Here is a 19526-nt window from a genome sequence, read left to right as displayed (position 1 = left end):
CCTGCAGGCCTCTAGTCCCGGAGTCCAAGCCATGAGATTCGTTCGTTACATCCCGTTGGGCCTGCTCGTGCTGCTGTTGATCGCTACCGCCTTCGTGGGGTTCAAACGAGAGGCGCTGCGTGTCGCCGCCGCCTCGGTCAGCCAGTCGGTGTGTGCCGCGGCGTTCGTATCCCATGTCGACCCCGACCGGGTCTACGCAGAAGAACAGCGTCCGCAGATGAGCGGCATTGCCTGGGCGGTGCGCTACACCGTGGACCGCTCACGCCGCGACGTGCACAGCAGCGTGCTGGGATTGGTCCACGCGCGGTCGGCATACCGGGATGGCCTGGGTTGCACGCTGGCCTACGGCGACGATCCGGCCCCGGAAGCAGCCGTCGCCCACGAACAGACGCAGCCCGATGCCTTCGGCCACGAGGTCGTTGCGCCGGCAGACCCTGCGCTGCGTGCGGCGCTTGAACGTGCATTCGCCGAGCCGGATCCGGCGCATCCGCGCTTGACCAAGGCCGTCGTGGTGCTGCATGACGGCCACTTGGTCGCCGAGCGCTACGCTCCCGGTTACGGTCCGGAGACGGCGATCTGGGGACATTCGATCACCAAGTCGGTGATGCAGGCGCTGGTCGGCGTCCTGGTGCGCCAGGGGCGGCTGCGCCTCGATCAGGCAGCGCCTATCGCTGCCTGGGCCTCGCCGGCCGACCCGCATCGCGTCATTACAGTTGATCAATTGTTGCGCATGGATAGCGGGCTGCCCTTCGATGAAACCGATGGCCCGGTCAGCCCCACCACCCACATGTGGTTCCGCGAGGCCGATACGGCCGCCTACGCGGCACGCATGCCGCTTGCCCATGCGCCCGGCACCACTTGGGGATACAGCAATCTCAGCTATGCGCTGCTTTCGAAACTGATTGGCGACGCCAGCGGCGACACCGCCGCCAGTACCGAGAAATTCGTACGCGAAGCCTTGTTCGAGCCGCTGGGCATGCACCATTCGGTGATCGAGACCGATGCCAGCGGCAGTTTGCTTGGCTCGGGCTTCATGTACGGTTCCGCGCGCGACTTCGCCCGCTTCGGCCAGCTTTACCTGGATGACGGCGTGGTGGCCGGCCAGCGCATTCTGCCTGAAGGGTGGGCGGCCTATGCCCACTCGCAGACGCTGGACACCGGCTATGGCGCCGGTTTCTGGACCAATCTGGTGAACCACGGCAGCGTGCCGGTGTGGGACGCACCGTGGGGCATGCCGCAGTTGCCCAAAGACATGTTCTATGCGCGCGGCGCCTTCGGCCAGTACGTCATCATCGTGCCCTCAGAGCACCTGGTGGTGGTGCGGATGGGGCTGAGCGTGCAGGGCGGAGGCACCGGTATAGGCGACGCGACCGCCGCGATCATCGCCGCCCTGCATCACGCCACCCCAGCCGGGATTGCGCTCAGGTGATCGCTGCGGCGGCCTGATGTCGGCGGTAGTTGCTGGGCGTATCGCCGACCTGTCGCTTGAACGCGGCGTTGAAAGTGGATTTGGAGGTGAAGCCGCAGGCGTAGGCCAGGTCGAGGATGGTTCGCGACTCGGAAGCATCCGCCAGGTATGTGCGCACTGCTTCCACGCGCAGGCGGTTGACGTAATCGCAGAAGCTGCCACCCAGGCGCCGGTTGATCACCGCCGAGACGAGATATTCCGGGTAGCCGCTGCGCTTGGCTACCTGTCCAATGGTGAGCGCCGGCTCAAGGTAGAGAGGCGCGTCACCACCCATAAGGTGCGCCAGGCGTCCTTCGACTTCCGCAAAGCGAGTGGAATCGATGTCCGCGGCAGGATCACGTTCCTCTTGTTGCACGACGGCAGCTGCTGGTTTTGTCACCACCGGCGGCTGTCCCAGGCTGAACCAGCCCACCATGCACACCCATGCCGCCACCAGGCCAAACAACAGTCCGTAATTCAGGATCGGCAGATACACCACGGACTGCACGATGGCCACGCCCCAGATCGCGATCTGGAAACCGGCCATCGCATCGATCCAGCGCAGCGACAAGCGATCGGCATCCGACCGATACTCGCGCAGCTGGCGGCGATAGCTGCGTACCCGGACCAGCGCAGCCACGACGTAGGACAGGCTGTAAAGAAATAGCGGCCCGTCAAACCAGGCGCCGACGCTGCGCTCGCCGGCGATCCAGCGGGCCGACATCGCCTGCAACTGCGCATGGCTGCCGAGCAGGGCATAGCTGTTGAGCACCAGCATGACGGCGAAGCCGGCCAGGTGCACCAGGTCGCGTGACCGGAATCGGCGTTCCTCGACCAGTGCGCGCACATACAGATAGAACAGGCTGCCGTAGAGAAACGGAAACAGTGCGACGAAGCGGTAGGCGCGGAACCATTCCGGTGACAGAACATGCCAGTACATCGCCTTCACCGCCAGGTCCACGCCACTCAGCGCCACCCATACGGCCAATAGATGGTTGGCGCCTCGGTTGGCGGGGCGCCGCCATAAGGTCAAGGCCAGCAAGGCGGCCTGCACAGCCCCTGCGATGTAGACAAAAGTCCAGAACGTGAAATCCACAAGCGCTCGCGTCATCAATGAGAAAGAACAGCTCTTCTTATCTTAAATTGTATGCGCGTCTAACGAAGCGTAGGCTGGGTTGCTAAACCCAGCATTGCCATGCGTGCAGCCGCGTGATGCGGGGATTATCATCCCAGCCTACGCTCAATGCTGGACCCGGCACCTGGGAAGGCGGGAGTCTAGTTCATGGCCATGAAGTTCAACCCGGTTTCCATGCAAGAGCTGGGCAATGCGTGCATGCCGGACCAGGCGCAGCCCGGCTTCTACTACCGGCAAGGCAAGGAAATCGTGCTGGTCGCCTTGAACATGGCGGAGCAACAAGCGGAACCAGGCCCCACCTATCTGTGTTTTTCGGGCGAGCGGGTCGAGCATCGCAGGAGCATCCCGAACGCGCTGTTGATTCCGTTGAACTCGCTGGAATTACGCTTTCATATCGAAGGCGCGGCCGAGCAGGTCAAGTTCACGGCCGGGATTGCCATCGACTACTACCAGGAACCGGCCTTGCTGCTGGTGGATGATCACCCGCACATCCTGCTGAAGGATTTTCCGGATGAGCCGCGCGGCGATCCCCGCTTCCATCGCTATCGCCTGATGCTGAACCTGGCGACCCGGCAGGTGGTGCGCCTGTCGCCTGGAAAGACCCTCATCGTGTTCGACCATGTAGTCATGTCGGGCCAGCAGCAAGACGTGGCCGCATCGGAAAAAATGGCGGTGTTGAAACTGCGGCCCGATGACCGGGGGCGATGAAGGGCAGTCGAGACGTAGGCTGGGATGGCAATCGTAGGCTGGGTTGAGAAACCCAGCACTGCGCCGCTTGCATGCATGACAATGCTGGGTTTCGCAACCCAGCCTACAAATGAAGCCGGTCAAGGAATCCAAGGATGGCCTTCCAATTGTCTTCGGCCCCTTGCGGATCGCGGCTGGCGATCAGCGTGGAAGAGCCATGCACGCCGCCTGTAGTGGGAACGTATTGAACCTTGAGTTTGGAGGGTGACGCCGCCAGGATGGCCTTGGCCGCAGCGATCTCACGGGCATCGTTGGCCGAGGTGACATAGAACGGAACCGTTACCTTGGCCGCGGCAGAGCGGATCATGGAAGGCGATGCGTCGAAATATTCGCCCGGTGAAAAGACCGCGATCGCGCTGACTTCGTTGACGTGTTCCGATGCAACCACCACGGTCAGCGATGCGGAGTAACTGCTGCCCCAAAGGATGATCGGCAGTTTCTGTTGCCGGGCAAAGGACAGCGCGGCTTCGAGATCAGGCTTGGCATCAAGATAGTCGGCGGAATGGCCCAGCGCTTGAACGGTCTGGTTCGGGCCGAACAGTTCGCCACCCGAACGCTGATCGATGGCCAAGGCGCTGTAGCCGGCCGCAGCGAGTTTTGGGGCAATGGTCTTGTATTCATCCTTGCTGGAGCCGGCCTGATGAAACAGGACAATCAAGGCCCGCGGCGATGCCGCACGATAGTACCGGCCATGGATCACCACGCCATCGCTGGCCTTGAAACTGACATCGGAGGTGGCCGTGGCCGGTGACGGCTGCATGCTGGCGGCAATGACCGGTACGGACGCTGCCATACCGCTCAGCGTGATCAGCGTCGACATTGCAAGCGAGAGTACTGCGCGCATATGAACTCCTTGGTGACGCCTTTAGAAGCAAGTAGGCTGGGATGACAATCCCAGCATCGCACAGGTTGCGTGCATGGCAATGCTGGGGTTTGCACCCCAGCCTACGCGGTTACGCTGGACTGTCCGGAACATGGAGTCGTCGTTGCGCCAGGACATGACGCCCGTGCGATCGCCATTCATCGAAGTGTAACGCGCAGACCCGCTCAAGCGAACGGATAGGAGAGGATCGAGACAATTCGTCTCGATGGCGATTTCCACCATCGGTGAGTGAGATATGCGACGTTCAACTACCTACGCGGGTGCGATCTTGGGTATGGCCCTGGCCATGGGCGTGCATGCGAGCGATGCGTCAGCCATCGGCCAGACTTCTGCATCGAAGCTGGTCGTCGTTGAGCTCTTTCAAAGCCAGGGCTGCTCTTCGTGCCCGCCGGCCGAGGAAAACCTCAACGCGCTTGCGGATGATCCGACGGTCCTCGCCTTGTCGTTTGGCGTGACCTATTGGGACGGCTTAGGCTGGAAGGACAGCTTCGCGACCGATGCCTATACCGACAGGCAATGGCGCTACGCCCACTATCGTCATCGCGATACGGTCTGGACGCCGCAGATTTACATCAACGGCCATGCCGATCTGGTAGGCACCAATCGCATGCAGTTGAACGAAGCCATCCAGCAAGCCCAAAGCAGCGGACCGTCCATTGCCTGGGTCTCGGCCGACCGGGTGCAGATCAAGGGCGCACCCGATCGTTATGCGACAAGTGACGTATGGCTTGTGCGTTATGACCCACGCACCCTTCATGTCCCCATTGGCGGAGGTGAAAACAGCGGACGCACACTCGACCAGCGGAATGTGGTGCGCGAACTGGTCCGTTTGGGCGAATGGACGGGCAACGATGCGGTCTATTCGTTGCCCGCGCCATCACTACCTGGCTTGTACACCGCGGTCCTTGTCCAGGAGCAAAATGGCGGAGACATACTGAGCGCTAACATATATCCGCAATAGGTAGGCTGGGATGACGATCGTAGGTTGGGGTGTAAACCCCAACATCGCGATGTTGTGTATATGACAATGCTGGGGTTTACACCCCAGCCTACGCGACTTTGCCAAGGATTCCATCGATATATGCTCTAGTTGCGGGTGCAGCGATTCAGTCTTCAGAGCGACTGGAGGAAAGCCTTCAAGTTCTCCCTTTCCTCAACGCTAAGCTGCAGAGGATGACCCGCTTGCAGGCTACGGTAGTAAACCTCGCGGTCGATCGCATCGTCCAGCGTCGCTACACTGCCATCGTGCATATAAGGCGCCGTATGCGACACGTCGCGTAAGGAAGGTGTTCGGAACAAGCCGATGTCGGCAGGGTCCTGCGTGATGTTGAAGCGGCCCAGTTGGGCTTCATCCGCATGAGTGGCGACACGATTGCCCACGGCGCCACCTTGCAAGGAGCGTTTGATAACTTCTTCGGTGAGGGTGGGCAGGTTCGTCGTGATGGCATCTAAACCGACGCCTGTTCGGTGATAGGTGTGGTCCGTCAGCATGGCCGGCGTGCCTTCCAATCGATGGCATTCGGCGCAACGTCCTTTGCCTTGGAAGAGGGCGAGACCCAGTAGCGCGCGTGGACTCAGTGCCGTTTTGTCGTTATGCGCGGCATGGCGATCGTAGGCGCTCTCGGGTGAGCGCAAGGATCGAACGTAATCCACCAGTGCCGCAGCGATATGTTCGGACGAGATGGCCGGCTTGGCTTCGGGAAAAGCACGTTCAAAAGCCGGCGCATAAGCCGGATCTTGCTGCACGTGTTGAAGCAGCTCAGCCCGGTCATGCAACCCCATCTCCACCGGATTGGTCAGCGGATCCAGCACGGCCTGATCCAACGCGCTACGCCGGCCATCCCAGAAAAAGGAGGTTTCTTGCGCATCCGCAAGCGTCATCAAGCTTGGCGTATTGCGCGTACCCGTGCGTCCATTCACGCCAACTGCCACCTGCCGCCCATCGGTATAGTCTTTTTCGGGCATGTGGCACGACGCACAACGGACTTTGCCATCGGCACTGAGATGGGGATTGTTGAAGAGCTGCTTGCCTAGGGCGATGCGCTGGGCAAGCAGCGCCTTTGTATCGGCCTGATGTCCAATTTGATGGCTGACAACTACTGCGCCCACGGCCAAGCAGCCGAGCAAGGCGATTAATCCTATGCGACGGAAGATGTCTGACGATGGCGATACCGACACAGGCGTGTCCTAACCGGCTTGTCGAACTACATGGCGACAAAACGCAAGGCTGCGCCGCTGGGCTTAAGTGCAGTGGCGTCGACGGTTTGTTCGGAAATATCATTCACGACCATCACGACGATGCCCTTCATGGCATCGGCTTTGAGCTGTTTGCCAAGATTCGTAACGAACAGGGTGGTCTGTTTCGAATCCGCGCCACCAAGTATCAACATGCCGCCTGGCTTCAGGATGGGCCCAATGCCATGCACGATCGAATCGGTTTCATTTTGCCGTCGATCATTCGCTGCTACGTTGTCACCGCCCGGAATGACGTAAATATACGGCCGCACACTTACATCTTTGCCGTGCAATCGGCCTTGTTCGGAAAGGTAGTTGCCCCAGGTGCTTTCGTCCGCTTTTGCGGCAGGTTTTGGGGGGCTGGCTGAAGGAGTATTCGCAGTGCTGCCCTCAGAGGCAGGGTGATTGCAGCCTACCAATGCCACCGCCAGTGCGCATACATACAATCCTGTTCGACTCATGGGTTCCCTGATAAAAAATGATGCTCTCGTGGACGTCGGGCGTGTTTACTTGTTTTCATGCTTGCGCCTGGCGCCGTGCATTAGAGCTCATGAGAGCCGAGGATGGCTACCGCGAGGGTTTTCACATAAATTTTACGTAGTCGATCACATGATGTTGTTTCTTCACCTTTCATTAACATGATGGGTGAGTGTTTGAAATCAAGGGTTTACACGTTTAAATCAGGCCAGTCGTTTCCGACGGAACGGCACGTAGGGATGGTGGGTGTATGGAATTGCAAGAAAACGGCGGATGTGCCGTCGGCCGGGCTTTTCCTCAAAGTCTCGTAGGGCTGCTCTGCAGCTTATTGTTATTTGCGTGTGGCGTAATTCACGCGCAGTCCACGAGCTACGTCTACGACGCCCAGGGTCGTGTCGTCGCGGTTACCGCGAACAATGGCACTAGCGCTCAATATAGCTACGACGCATTAGGGCATGTCAGCCAGATAGGTGCGCCGCTCCCGGCTGGGCAGCTCGACACCTTCACCTTCACACCGACCCATGGTGCGGCGGGGACGCAGGTCACCATTCAAGGGCAGGGGTTCGACAGCAACGCAGCCAATGATACGGTGAGTTTCAACGGCGCTGTGGCATCGGTGCTTACGGCTTCAGCTACGCAACTCATCGCCACAGTTCCGAGCAATGCCTCGACTGGGCCTATCAGTATTTCAGCGGGAAGCCAAACCGCCACTACGGCAACGCCGTTCGTCGTCGATGACACCAGCGCGCCGACTATCACGCAGGTTAGTCCGCTTGTTGTTTCAGTAGGTAACACGGTTACGGTGACAGGAACTCGCCTTCAACCCGTAGCGAGTGGCATAACGGTTGTGGACATGGGCGGAAGCGCGATCCCCTCGCTTTCTGCAGCCTCGAATTCGCAATTGCAATACGTCGTGCCAAATAGCGGCACTACCGGTTATGTCAAGGCAAGCACTCCCTATGGCTCGGGCATCAGCCCACTGCCTGTAGCCGTGTTGCCCGGCACTTTCAGTGCTTTCAACATGGCTGGCAGTGGCTACGCAGCTATCGATGGCAATGGCGTCAATCTCAACATCGCCACTGCCAGTCAATTTGGGGCGGTGATTTTCACTGCGCCCTCAAGTGGCTGGGTAAGCCTGCAGGCAAGCGGTATCAGTGCATCTGCAAGCTCCATCAATTACATGGTTTACGCGCCTGGCAATAGCCTTGTGCAGCAAGGCGCGATTTCATCCTCGTCGCCATCGATACACCTACCCTACCTGGTAGCTGGTACACCTTATCTTGTGATTATCCAGCCGGTGGGCGGTGGCGCCCAGCTCACCATGAACGCGGTAAGCAACGCACCACTGGTTCTCAATACCGAGGCAACCGTGGCAACTGTCGTGCCCGGCCAGAGCAAACGATTGATATTTCAGGCCGCGGCCAACCAGGCGCTAACGATCTTCATTGACAGCACTTCCACGAATCCTGCTGGCAAAAGCGTCAGTTACAACATCTATAACACCGCTCAACAGAGCGTTCTCAGCGGCTCGGTATCGAATTCGGGCATCATCGCTGTGCCCGTCACCAGTGCGGGCACGTATCAAGTCGTTGTCGGTGCGGATAGTGGTGTCACAAGTACGGTCCAACTGCATCTGGGGCCTGGAAATGCGCTGCCTACCAATGGCCAGGCCGTGTTGCAAGGAGGTCTCCCTGCGGGTCAAAGTGACACCATCACCTTTGCAGCGAACGCAGGCGATAACCTGGAGCTGACACTGAGCAATATCAGCATCAATGGCAGTTGGGCTTGGCCGGTGAGTGTGAGCGTGACTGCCCCGAATGGCACCAGCGTGGCTAGCGGGCAGTGCTATACCCCTGCGGAGAGTGCTGCCCAATCGACCTGCCGCTTCCCCCTGTGGAACTTGGTGCAAGGCACGTACACGTTGGTAGTGTCGCCCCCGAATTCGGGTAGCTCGGTAGCCAGCTTCAATGCCGTGCTGCAGGCAGATACGGTCAGCCCGCCCCTGACCTTGCATACGCCTGCTACGGTGACGCTGGGTTTGGGCCAGGTCGAGCGTATGACTTTCGTCGCCAACGCGGGTGACAATTTGGCGTTGAGCGTCGCCAATGTAAGTACCACTAACCCGTCGGGTCAGCCGGTGGCGATCGCGGTGTACCAACCGGGCGGCACGATCCTCACGACCAACGCGTTGCAGACCGAGGCGTTCACAGGTAATGGCACGTTCAACCTGACAAACCTGCCGGCAAGCGGCACCTATACGTTGGTCATTACCACCGGTGGTGAGCCAGGTGCAGCACAGTTGACGCTAGCTCAACAGACCATTACGACGAACGGGCAGGCAAGCACGTATAGCGGTTATCAGGCGGGGCAGAACGCAGGCTTAAACTTCACGGCCAATGCCGGTGACAACCTGGAGCTGACGCTAAGCAACATCAGCATCAACGGAAGCTGGGCGTGGCCGGTGAGTGTGAACGTGTTCGGCTCGAACGGCACCAACGTGGCCAGTGGGCAGTGCTATACGCCAGCTGAGAGTACCACCCAATCGACCTGTCGCTTCCCGCTGTGGAACCTGGCGCAAGGCACGTATTCGATCGTGGTGTCGCCGCCAAATTCAGGCAGCGCGTTGACCAGCTTCAATGCCACGTTGCAGGCAGACTCAATCGGCGCGCAGCTGAGCTTGAACACGCCAGCAACGTTGACGCTGGGCATGGGCCAGGTTCAGCGCGTAACTTTTGCCGCTAACGCTGGCGACAATCTTGCATTGAATGTCGCCAACATAAGCACCACGAACCCTTCAGGCCAGCCCGTGACTGTCGCCGTGTACCAGCCAGGTGGCACGATACTCACGACCAACTCACTTCAAACCGTGGCGTTTACCGGCAATGCCGCGCTCAATTTGCCGAATCTGCCCGCGACCGGCACCTATACGGTAGTCATCAGTACGGGCGGTGAGGCAGGAGCGGCACAGTTGACGTTGGTCCAGCAGGCTATCACGCCGAACGGACAGGCGAACACATACGGCGGTTATCAGGTAGGACAGAACGCAGACATCAACTTCGCGGCCAGTGCAGGAGACAACCTGGAGTTGACGCTGAGCAACATCAGCATTAATGGCAGTTGGGCATGGCCGGTAGCCGTGAGCATAACTGCCACGAACGGCACTACCGTGGCCAGTGGACAGTGCTACACCTCTGCGCAAAGTACTACCCAATCAACCTGCCGCCTCCCACTGTGGAATTTGGCGCAAGGCACGTATACGTTGGTAGTGTCGCCGCCGAATTCGGGCAGCGCGTTGACCAGTTTCAATGTCACATTACAGGCGGATACGATCGGTTCTTCCTTGAGCCTGAATACACCCGCGACGGTAACGCTGGGCCTGGGCCAGGTTGAGCGTATGACTTTCGCCGCCAACGCCGGCAGCAACTTGGCGTTGAGCATAGCCAACGTAAGCACTACGAACCCGTCGGGCCAAGCGGTGGCGATTGCGGTGTATCAACCGGGTGGCACGATCCTCACGACGAACGCGTTGCTGAGCGGATCGTTCACCGGCAACGGCACGCTCAGTCTGACCAACTTGCCGGCGACCGGCACGTATACGGCGGTCATTTCCACCTCAGGCATGCCGGCGAGCGCGCAAATGACCTTGGCGCCGCAATAACAAATTGAACGACCGTGGTTGCGCTGAACCACATGGACTGCGCAGCGGTGCTCTCAGGAACAGGCTATGAAAGCGATGCGGACAAATAGGAATGGGGCAACGGCGGCAAGTTTGGTCGTCCTGGTGGCACTCAGCGCAATGGGCTTGGTGCTGCCACCACCTGCTACACCTGAATACATCAGCAGTGTCGGGCATAGATATGCGTTGCCGATGTCCGCTGAAGTCAGTCGTACTTTGTTGCCGGATGGTCGCGTCCTGGAAGTTCATGGCGCACAAAGCCTGGCCTATTTGATCGACAGGAATCAGCGCCAAGCGGTTTTGCTGCCGGAAGTGCGTCGGTTTGCCTCGGTGACCGTCATGCCGGGCGGTGAAGTGCTGCTCTGGGGCGGTATCGACGCCCAAGGCCGCGTACTCGACCATGGCGAATGGTTAAATCCCTCCACGCACCATTTCGCGCGCACGGGTTCCTTGGGCTTACCAGCCCGTGCCGGCCATACGCTGACCGTGCTGACGGATGGCCGCGTATTGATGACCGGGGGGTGGTCTGCGGATGGCACCCCTGCGACCAGCGCCGTCGTGTGGCAACCGCAAACACACCAATCCACCGTGCTCAGCGAAAGCTTGTCGCCGCGGATGGAGGCGAATGCCATCCTCCAAGGTGACGGCACGGTCGTGATGGAGGGCGGCGTGGATAAACACGGCCTGTCGCGGCACGAAGCATGGCAATACGATCCCATCCGATCTCGCTTGAATGATGTTGTGGCTTCATCCGTCAGGCCGGTGCCGCTCATCGCAGCAACCTTGCCTGGCAAGGACAACTCGTCCGCCTCAATTCATGGCCCGCTGGTGGTTCGCTTTGCCGCGCCCGTCGACCTGCGCCAACTCAACGACCGCGCGGTGACCTTGCTGGGCCCCGAAGGCACGGTGGCGGCCAAAGTCGTGGGCGCCGAAGGCGGTCGCCTGGCCTTCGTGCAGCTGCCGGATGATCTCTACCCGGGTTCGCGTTACACGCTGTTCGTAAAAGGCTTGCACACCGCAGCGGGTGCGGCGGTGCCGTACACCGCGGTGGGCTTTACCACGGCCAGCCATGACGAGAGCGGCGTGGTACTGGCAGGGCCGGGCACGCGTCCAGTGTCGACCACGGAAGCTGCTTCGGCACCCGCTCAGCCGCCACTGTACGTGATGGCGGGCGGTGGTCAGGCCGATTGTGCAGGCGATCAACTGTGCCGCGCCCAGGGCATGGTTCGTGATGGCGCGTTCTATCCCGGCAAGAACAATGCTCCGGATGCCACGGGCGCCCATTGGCGCCTGTACACCACCTACCAACACCTGCCCGACACGCACGTGCTGGAGGCCGCGCTACCCAAAGACACGGCAGCGCTGATCGGCCAGGTGCGTCAAATCGACGAAACGCCGGTGGCCAACGTGGCGATCAGCATCGGCGGCCAGCAGGTCAAGACGGACGCGCAAGGCGTGTTCGTGTTGAAAGACCTTGCTGCCGGGCATCAAGACATGTTCGTGGACGGCGGCTCGGCCAGTCATGGCGACGTGACGTACGGCCGCTTTGTGGTGGGCGCGACTGTCAAGGCGAAAGCCATCAGCCACATGCCGTTCGTGATGTACCTGCCACGCATCCTGCCGCGCGACGAGATCGCCTTGCCGACCCCGACGACGCGTGAAGTGGTGCTCACCCATCCGGACATGCCGGGACTGGCGTTGCACATCCCGGCCGGTGCCGTGTTCAAAGACCACGATGGCCATGTGCTGACGCATATCGCCTTGGTCCCCACGCCGGTCGATCACGCGCCGTTTCCGCTGCCCGACAACTTCCCGATGTACTTCACCATCCAGCCGGGCGACGCGGTGGTGCAAGGGCTGACGCCGGAGGCGGCCAAGGGCATTCGCGTGGTGTATCCCAATTACGGCCACGCCAAGCCGAATACGGCCGGTGACTTCTGGGCCTACAACGCGGACACGGGCTGGCAGATGTACGGTGCCGGTCACGTCACCGCCGATAGCAAGCATCTGGCCCCTGATCCTGGGGTGGGCTTTACGATGGCCTTGGGGGCCGGTGCATCGATCAACACTTCCAATGGGCCTACTGCTAACAAGTGCGGCAATGTGACTGCGGCAGATCCTATCGATCTGCAGACGGGCATTTTTACTCACCAGTGGAGCGATTTGGCCATAGATGATGTGCTACCGCTGGCATTAACCCGCGGTTATGACTCCGCTGATAGCAATGCACACGCCTTCGGTATCGGGGGTAACACTAATGCTGGAATGTACCTTTACAACGGTACGGGCAACTGGAACAGCATGACATTAGTCATGAGTTGCGGGGAAGGAGTCGTTTTCAATTTAGTCAGTGGTTCCGCGACTTGGCCATTCCCTGCGGGAACAATGTGGTTGCATAGCGGTACTGATTCTGCTTTTTATGGCGCCACGCTTCAGTTCTTGTTTGATAACACGCCCATAGGAGCGCATTGGCTCCTAACAAAGAAGGACGGGACGCAATATGCGTTTGCCCGGCACGCACCTAATTCCCTCGAGTGGATTCAAGACCGCTTCGGCAACCAGACTCTATTTAACTATAACGGTGGACTGTTAGATCAGATGGTGTCGCCAAGTGGTCGTAGCATTACGCTAAATTACGACAGTAGTAACCGGATCGTCGGTGCAATAGACAACAGCGGTCGCGCAATCAGTTACAGCTACGATAGTGCAGGTACTTTGGCCAAGGTTATTTATCCTGATCAGACTGCCGAACAGTACACTTACGACTCTAGTCACCATCTCTTAACGATGCAGGACAGGCGTGGCAACGTGACGGTAACTAACCAATACGATGCCAGTAACCGCGTGATTAAACAGATGTATGCGGATAATTCGTCCTATCAGTTTACCTACGCCACGGACAGTAATAATAGCGTCACAGCAACCACCGTAACCGATCCGAATGGAAATAAGGAACAAGTGGCCTTCGATTCGGTAAGTGGCTATCCGAGCAGCGATACCCGCGCCTATGGTACGCCATTGGCACAAACCACGACTTATGTCCGTGAACCTTCAGGAATTGTCGATTCACAAACTGATGCCCTGGGTCGAACCACTTCCTACACCTATGATGAGGTGGGCAATTTGTTGAGCGCTACGCGGTTGTCCGGCACTTCTAACGCGGTCACCACCAGCTTTACCTATATTAGCGACTATAATCAGCTAGCCTCTGTGACAGATCCACTTGGTCACACTACTAGCTTCAGCTACACCAATGGTTGTCTGACTCAGATCATTGACGCGTTGGGCAATAAGACCACGATCCAGTACAACAGTGCTGGACAGCCAACCGCGTTGCAAGACGCGTTGGGTAACACGACGCAGTTTGCTTATCAGGGTTACGATCTGCAAAGTGTCACAGATCCTCTGAATCGAACTGTCAACTACGTGGTAGATACGTTGGGCAGGCGCATCGCTACGCGCGATCCGCTTGGTAATGTCACGTTGACCCAATACGACACCAATGACCATATCGTCTCAGCTACGAATGGACTCAACCAAACCATCACGTTGAGTTATGACGAAAATGGCAATCTACTGAAAGTGATCTTGCCAAATACAGGGGCCATTAACTACGCCTACGATACTCGTGATCGCATGATCACTCATAGCGATGCAATGAATCAGAGCGAATCGTGGACGTATGATGGTATGAGCAACGTGCTCAGCCATATCGACCGAAAGGGGCAGGTCACCGATGTTAGTTTCGACGCGCTCAATCGAAAAAGCCTGGTGTCTTATTCCGACGGTTCCGGCATCCAGGCCGCTTATGATGCCGGCAATCGCCTGATCAGTTTGGTTGATTCGGTTTCGGGCACACTGAATTGGAGCTATGACGGCCTAGATCGCGTGACAACCGCGGCTACACCGGGGGCGGGCGTTAGTTACATATATGATGCGGCAGGTCGGCGCACTAGTATGACGCCCGCATCGCAAGCCACGGTTAACTATACTTATGACAACGCTAACCATGTGACTGGCATCACCCAAGGTGGTGAAACGGTGCAGTTGGTTTACGATGCTGATCACAGGCGCGCCACAGTGACGCTACCCAATGGCATCGTAGTGAACTATGGCTATGACGCTGCCAGCGAGGTGACTGGACTTGGCTATACCCAACGCAACGGCAGCACGTTGGGAAACCTGACCTATGCCTATGATACTGACGGACGAATCGCTAGTAAGGGAGGCAGCTTTGCTACGGACACAATGCCGAGATCGACCGCGCAGCCGGCGACATTCGACCTCAATGATCGAGAGACCAGCTTTAATGGTGCGGCGTTGCGCTATGACGCCAATGGCAACCTGGTTTTTGATGGCACTAATACATACACGTGGGACGCGCGTAACCAGCTGGCACAGGTAAGTCAGAATGGCACCGTCCAGTTGAGTTTTAGTTACGATGCCATGGGGCGGCGTATTAGCAAGAGTGTGCAGGGTGTCGCGACACAGTTCCTATACGATGGCAGTAACATCGTGCAAGAAACACAAGGCAACACTATCAACCCAATCTTGGCGGGCCTGGCTGCTGATGAGCGTTTTGCTCGGAACGACGTGACGGGGCGTGCATATTACCTGACGGACTTGTTGAACAGCACTATTGCCTTGACCGATCCAACGGGAGCGATCAGAGAGCAATACAGCTATGACCCATACGGAAATGCCGTACTGTCTGATACGACGACGGGGTTTACAAATCCATACCAGTATTCAGGACGTGAAACTGACGCATCGGGGCTTTACTACTACCGGGCGCGTTATTACAGCCCTGTCATGGGTGGATTTATCGGGGAAGATCCAACTGCGTTTGCAGGTGGGCAGCTGAGTTTCTATGCCTATGTGGGTGGAAACCCGATAAGTTATAACGATCCATCGGGTTTGCTTCTTGCGCCTGCAGCAGGTAGTGCGCTTGCGAACGCAATTGCTCGCGCAGCCGCCGTTGATGCTATGGGGGGAGGGCCTGAAGACCCGCTCGGAGATGCGGCTGCAGCTGGTACTTTTATCGGTACATTGATAGGGGCTGCAATCGATGGTGCAATTGATTCCATTGAATACAGAGCTAACTATCGAGAATATAAACGTATCTGTAACGAAAAAGCGCCCAACGGATTGAATGACCCGTGCGAACGTGCAAAGTGGGAGCTAAGCAAAGCTTTGAGGTGTAAGGCCGCACGACAAGCTTTTACTGATAAATGGTACCAAGGAGTGGATGCGGCACATGACCCTCAACTGTATAATGATATAAATAATCAAATAGCGAATGCACAAAATGCAGTTAAGCGTTGGTGCAATTGTAAATGACGAGGCTTGTGATGAAGACCATGAGTTACGATGAATTTGTTTACTTCGTATTTGAGGGCTTATTTGATGAAGAGGGCCTTGAGGGGGATGGAAAAGGAAATGACATCCTTTTGAGTGATCTAAATCATGTGGTCTATGCAAAAAAAATTTTTGCCGAAATTGATCTAGTGTCGTCTAGATTCTCGGAACATTCAGTATCGCGCGGCCTTCAATATTTGCTTGATCCAGCTATATGTTGGTGGTCGACATTTAGCTATGCGACCTATGAGGATGTAAGAGAGGAAGTTGGCACCATTGAGGCAATGAAGAACGTATTTTCTGGGCTTTTTAGCTCAAAGTGTAAGGGTGGGCTTGTTGAAGTTGGTTCCACATATGAATCCATTTGTTTGAGGTGGTGGGCTATATTTCCTTTGATTTTAGTGTTTGATAGGCGATGTCATGAGATAGATGAGGCGATAATTGATGTTATGGATTATTGTCTGCGAATTGATAATTTGGCGTGTAAAAGATCGGCTCTAATAGGCTTAATTTTGGCGGAATCGTCATGTTTGGAGAGGGTTGAGAAAGTTTTGGAGGATAATGTTAAAAATTATGATAGTGATCTTTTGTTGTGGGTAAGAAAAAATGCATATTTATATTAAAAGAAGAGAGTTTGTTCAGAAGCATTGAACTCCAAGTCATTGCATTACTCCAAAGTGGAGCATCGTGGTGACTGGGCTTTATCTCCACAAAATTTCGCGCTGATTTGTGATCGTATAATCGTAAGCGCTCTACGTCCCCGCCTTCCAAACGCACGCTGTTTCACCCTGCGCTGGTATGCCGGGTAACGTGGGCGGGAGATCCGGAGATCCGGCATCGAGATCCGGGACATCCATCAAATGGCCATTCGCCGACGATCGCGCGAGCCATTGGCTGATCTGAACGTCTTGCGGTCGGGCGTTCGGTCGGGTTTCTTGGCGGACAGCTCACATTCTACGGTTATGCCGGCAGCGATCCATTGGATTTCAATGATCCGACCGGACAATTCTTGCCACTAATTACTGGGGCGATCGGCGCAATTGCGGCCGGTGGCGGCGACGCAATCGCACAATAAGAATAGATACAGGCCTGATCAAGTAAAAGCTACTGAAAAGGCTTGGGGTTGTAGAAGAAGCAGGGCGGGAAGGTAAATTGGGTAGGTAACTCAGAAATCATTTTGGAAAATTTGCAATGATAGACAATCTAGATGCATCCGACTCGCTTCTGCGGCTACTTGTCGCAGACGGTCTTAAGCATTGGAGTTCGCAAGCTCTGGTTGGTGCTGCTCAAGATAAGTCTGCGATAGTCCGTACAGCTGCGGCTCGCGAGTTACATGCTCGGCCGGATGTCGACGCGATCCTTGAGAAAATAATTCCATTGATTTCCAGCAAAAGCGCATATGTGAGAGAGATATCAGCGTTTGTGCTTGGGCAGCTCGGTACACCTACTATGCCAAGGAGAAAGGATAGCTATCCTTATTTAATCGAGCTGCTATCAGATGATGATGAAGACGTGAGGGCTGCAGCCGCAGCCGGCATAGGACATCTTTCGTATGAGAAGATGCCCAAGGTGGCGGAAGTAAGATTGATCGCTCTCAAAGACGACAAGAGTAAGAAAGTTAGGGCTTCCGTTGCTTATGCTTTAGGCAACTCTTCAGGTGCGCGCGATGCATTGAATGCCCTCAAATCTCTTTCTAAAGACAGGCATTCTGCCCCTTATGCAAGACTTGGTCTTGACATTTTAGAAGAGCGCGGCAGCAAATCGCATAAGGCTGGTAGCAAGGCTGCAATTCGCAAAAAAGGATAGTCCAATCGGGCCATTGGAAAAATCGAGGGATCTGGAGGGATCTGGGACACCCATGAAATGCTCCGTCGCCGACGAGCATGTGCGCCAATGACTGATATGGGCGGCTCACGGCGGGGAGTAGCGTGGGGCCATGACGTACCCCCGCCATCAAATCGTCGATCCAGCGTCTGGCGGCTTCTTTCACTGCGTTTCGCGCTGCGTGCGCCGAGCCTTCCTCTGTGGTGAGGATGCTTATAGCGGACGCTCCTACGAGCATCGAAAGACGTGGGTAGAAGAGCGATTGCTGGCCTTGGCGGACTGCTTCGCGGTCGGGCTTTACGCCTATGCCGTCATGAGCAACCACGTACACGTCGTTCTCTATGTGGACCCGCAGGCGGCCAAGGACTGGTCGGATGAAGAAGTGGCTGAACGGTGGGTTCGGGTATTTCCAGTGTGCGTCGACGAGTCGCCTGATGAGCGGCTATGCCAGGAAAAGGCACAGCGTCTGCAAGGCGATCCGGAGCGAATGATGGAGCTACGTCGTCGCCTGGGCGATCTGTCATGGTTCATGCGTTGTCTAAACGAGCCGATTGCCCGCCAGGCCAATCGCGAGGACGGGTGCACGCCGCCTCGGAGCACACGTCGATTTGCCATCGTTTGCAGGGCGCAGAGACAAGAACGGCTTCGCTGGGCGAAGCATTGCGCCCACTAGCGGGTATGTTGCTAGCCCCGGCGCTTTCGTTGCGAACGCTCGATTACCTGGAGTTGGTCGACTGGAGCGGCCGCGTGGTGCGAGAGGGTAAGCGTGGGTCGATTGCGCCGGCAGTGCAATCGGTACTGGCGCAGCTTGGCTTGCACGGGCGGCAGTGGCAGACACAAATGTTGGGTATCGAGAGTCGTTACTGGCGCGCGGTGGGGACGGTAGAATCCTTGATCGCAAAGGCGAGAGCCTTGGGGCAGTGCTGGTTGAAAGGGGCGGGAAGCGCAAGGCGGCCTGTATATGGGGGCGGCTGATGGAGAAAGCGGTGCACGTGCGCCGATGGTAACGGGCATGTGCTCCTCTAACCCGCTTTCGGTAATCGGAAGGATCGGCAACGGGCGAGATGCATCTATTCGTGTAAGCAGGCCTAGCGCTATTGGCTTGCCGGGTCATTGCGTTTGTCGTTCAAATCGAGATAAATAGTGAGTGTCCCGGTTGCCGGACGCAAGTAATGAAGCGGCCGCGTATCGTGCAAATACGGCGGCTGGCAAATCGGCTAGAGGTGCGGGCAGTGGGCTTGCGTCAAACGCCCCGATTTCACTGACATTCTTTCCAACTTTGGATGTAAAAAAGAGAAGTGAGACGAAGTATGACAAGCATTGCTATACCAGCGATAGGTATGTATGTAAAATCATTCATGGCGATTGTCGGGTTAATTCCGATCGTATCTTCGCTCGTCATCTTGGTTTTCTATATGGGAAAGGCTGGGGCAGATTTGTATGGGCCTGAGGTGACGTTCCTGGGTACGCTACTTGGAACGGCCGTTCTGGCTCTGCCAGTAATGTCATCTCTATCGATAAAGTTATCTTCGGATGGTGTGGAGCAGACTTCATTTTTATTGAAAGGTGTCTTTCGAAAAAGGATTGCGTTGAAGTGGGTGGACGTTGAGCGTGTGACACACAAAGGAATGACTCTGTCTTTGTATGGTGGAGTGGATAAGGTTGTAATTGGTTTTGTCTGGTTTAACGACTATAAGAGCGTCATTGCTTTTTTGAGTGATAAGTTGCCCGGAAAGTTTTGATA

Annotated in this window: 13 protein-coding genes; 9 read left to right on the top strand and 4 right to left on the bottom strand. The window is 56.9% G+C overall.

The window, feature by feature from the left end:
- The first annotated feature begins 31 nt into the window (after positions 1–31).
- Positions 32–1429, top strand: a complete 1398-nt coding sequence (locus EKH80_RS07055) for a serine hydrolase domain-containing protein (RefSeq protein ID WP_126684021.1) — start codon at positions 32–34, stop codon at positions 1427–1429.
- On the opposite strand, the gene EKH80_RS07050 is transcribed toward EKH80_RS07055, so the two are convergent.
- On the bottom strand, positions 1422–2543 hold the full coding sequence (locus EKH80_RS07050) for a helix-turn-helix domain-containing protein (protein WP_126684020.1): 1122 nt from the start codon (positions 2541–2543) through the stop codon (positions 1422–1424). The genes EKH80_RS07055 and EKH80_RS07050 overlap by 8 nt on opposite strands.
- Before the next feature lie 186 nt (positions 2544–2729).
- On the opposite strand from EKH80_RS07050, the gene EKH80_RS07045 reads away from it, so the two are divergent.
- Entirely contained in the window at positions 2730–3290 is a 561-nt protein-coding gene (locus tag EKH80_RS07045; RefSeq protein ID WP_126684019.1) for a hypothetical protein, read from the top strand.
- Positions 3291–3393: 103 nt separating this feature from the next.
- Here the strand turns inward: EKH80_RS07045 and EKH80_RS07040 are convergent, their stop codons facing one another.
- A complete protein-coding gene (locus tag EKH80_RS07040) occupies positions 3394–4173 on the bottom strand; it encodes an alpha/beta hydrolase (RefSeq protein WP_126684018.1) in 780 nt (259 codons plus the stop codon).
- Between the two features lie 274 nt (positions 4174–4447).
- Between EKH80_RS07040 and EKH80_RS07035 the strand changes: the two genes are divergently transcribed.
- Positions 4448–5173 carry a DUF1223 domain-containing protein gene (locus tag EKH80_RS07035; protein WP_126684017.1) on the top strand — a complete coding sequence of 242 codons (726 nt, stop codon included), beginning with the start codon at positions 4448–4450 and terminating at the stop codon, positions 5171–5173.
- A gap of 152 nt (positions 5174–5325) precedes the next feature.
- On the opposite strand, the gene EKH80_RS07030 is transcribed toward EKH80_RS07035, so the two are convergent.
- Positions 5326–6321, bottom strand: a complete 996-nt coding sequence (locus EKH80_RS07030; RefSeq protein WP_230473491.1) for a cytochrome-c peroxidase — start codon at positions 6319–6321, stop codon at positions 5326–5328.
- A 95-nt stretch (positions 6322–6416) separates the two neighbouring features.
- Positions 6417–6872 carry a hypothetical protein gene (locus EKH80_RS24090; RefSeq protein ID WP_230473475.1) on the bottom strand — a complete coding sequence of 152 codons (456 nt, stop codon included), beginning with the start codon at positions 6870–6872 and terminating at the stop codon, positions 6417–6419.
- A gap of 302 nt (positions 6873–7174) precedes the next feature.
- On the opposite strand from EKH80_RS24090, the gene EKH80_RS07020 reads away from it, so the two are divergent.
- The 6 genes from EKH80_RS07020 to EKH80_RS06995 all read left to right on the top strand — a co-directional run bounded on the left by EKH80_RS07020 (position 7175) and on the right by EKH80_RS06995 (position 19524).
- Positions 7175–10582 (top strand): pre-peptidase C-terminal domain-containing protein, encoded by a 3408-nt coding sequence (locus EKH80_RS07020; RefSeq protein WP_126684016.1) that lies wholly within the window; start codon positions 7175–7177, stop codon positions 10580–10582.
- Between the two features lie 66 nt (positions 10583–10648).
- Positions 10649–15940, top strand: a complete 5292-nt coding sequence (locus EKH80_RS07015) for an RHS repeat-associated core domain-containing protein (RefSeq protein ID WP_230473474.1) — start codon at positions 10649–10651, stop codon at positions 15938–15940.
- An 11-nt stretch (positions 15941–15951) separates the two neighbouring features.
- The gene (locus tag EKH80_RS07010; protein WP_126684015.1) at positions 15952–16581 is read left to right on the top strand and encodes a hypothetical protein; all 630 of its coding nucleotides are present in this window, start codon (positions 15952–15954) and stop codon (positions 16579–16581) included.
- Between the two features lie 568 nt (positions 16582–17149).
- On the top strand, positions 17150–17764 hold the full coding sequence (locus EKH80_RS07005; protein WP_126684014.1) for a HEAT repeat domain-containing protein: 615 nt from the start codon (positions 17150–17152) through the stop codon (positions 17762–17764).
- Positions 17765–17894: 130 nt separating this feature from the next.
- Positions 17895–18455 carry a hypothetical protein gene (locus EKH80_RS07000; RefSeq protein WP_126684013.1) on the top strand — a complete coding sequence of 187 codons (561 nt, stop codon included), beginning with the start codon at positions 17895–17897 and terminating at the stop codon, positions 18453–18455.
- A 637-nt stretch (positions 18456–19092) separates the two neighbouring features.
- Positions 19093–19524, top strand: coding sequence for a hypothetical protein (locus tag EKH80_RS06995; RefSeq protein ID WP_126684012.1), 432 nt, complete (start codon positions 19093–19095; stop codon positions 19522–19524).
- Positions 19525–19526 lie beyond the last annotated feature (2 nt).

This window comes from Dyella choica, assembly GCF_003977665.1.
GTDB lineage: Bacteria > Pseudomonadota > Gammaproteobacteria > Xanthomonadales > Rhodanobacteraceae > Dyella_B > Dyella_B choica.
Note: the sequence above shows the minus strand (reverse complement) of the source record. Positions and strands in the feature narration are given on the sequence as shown.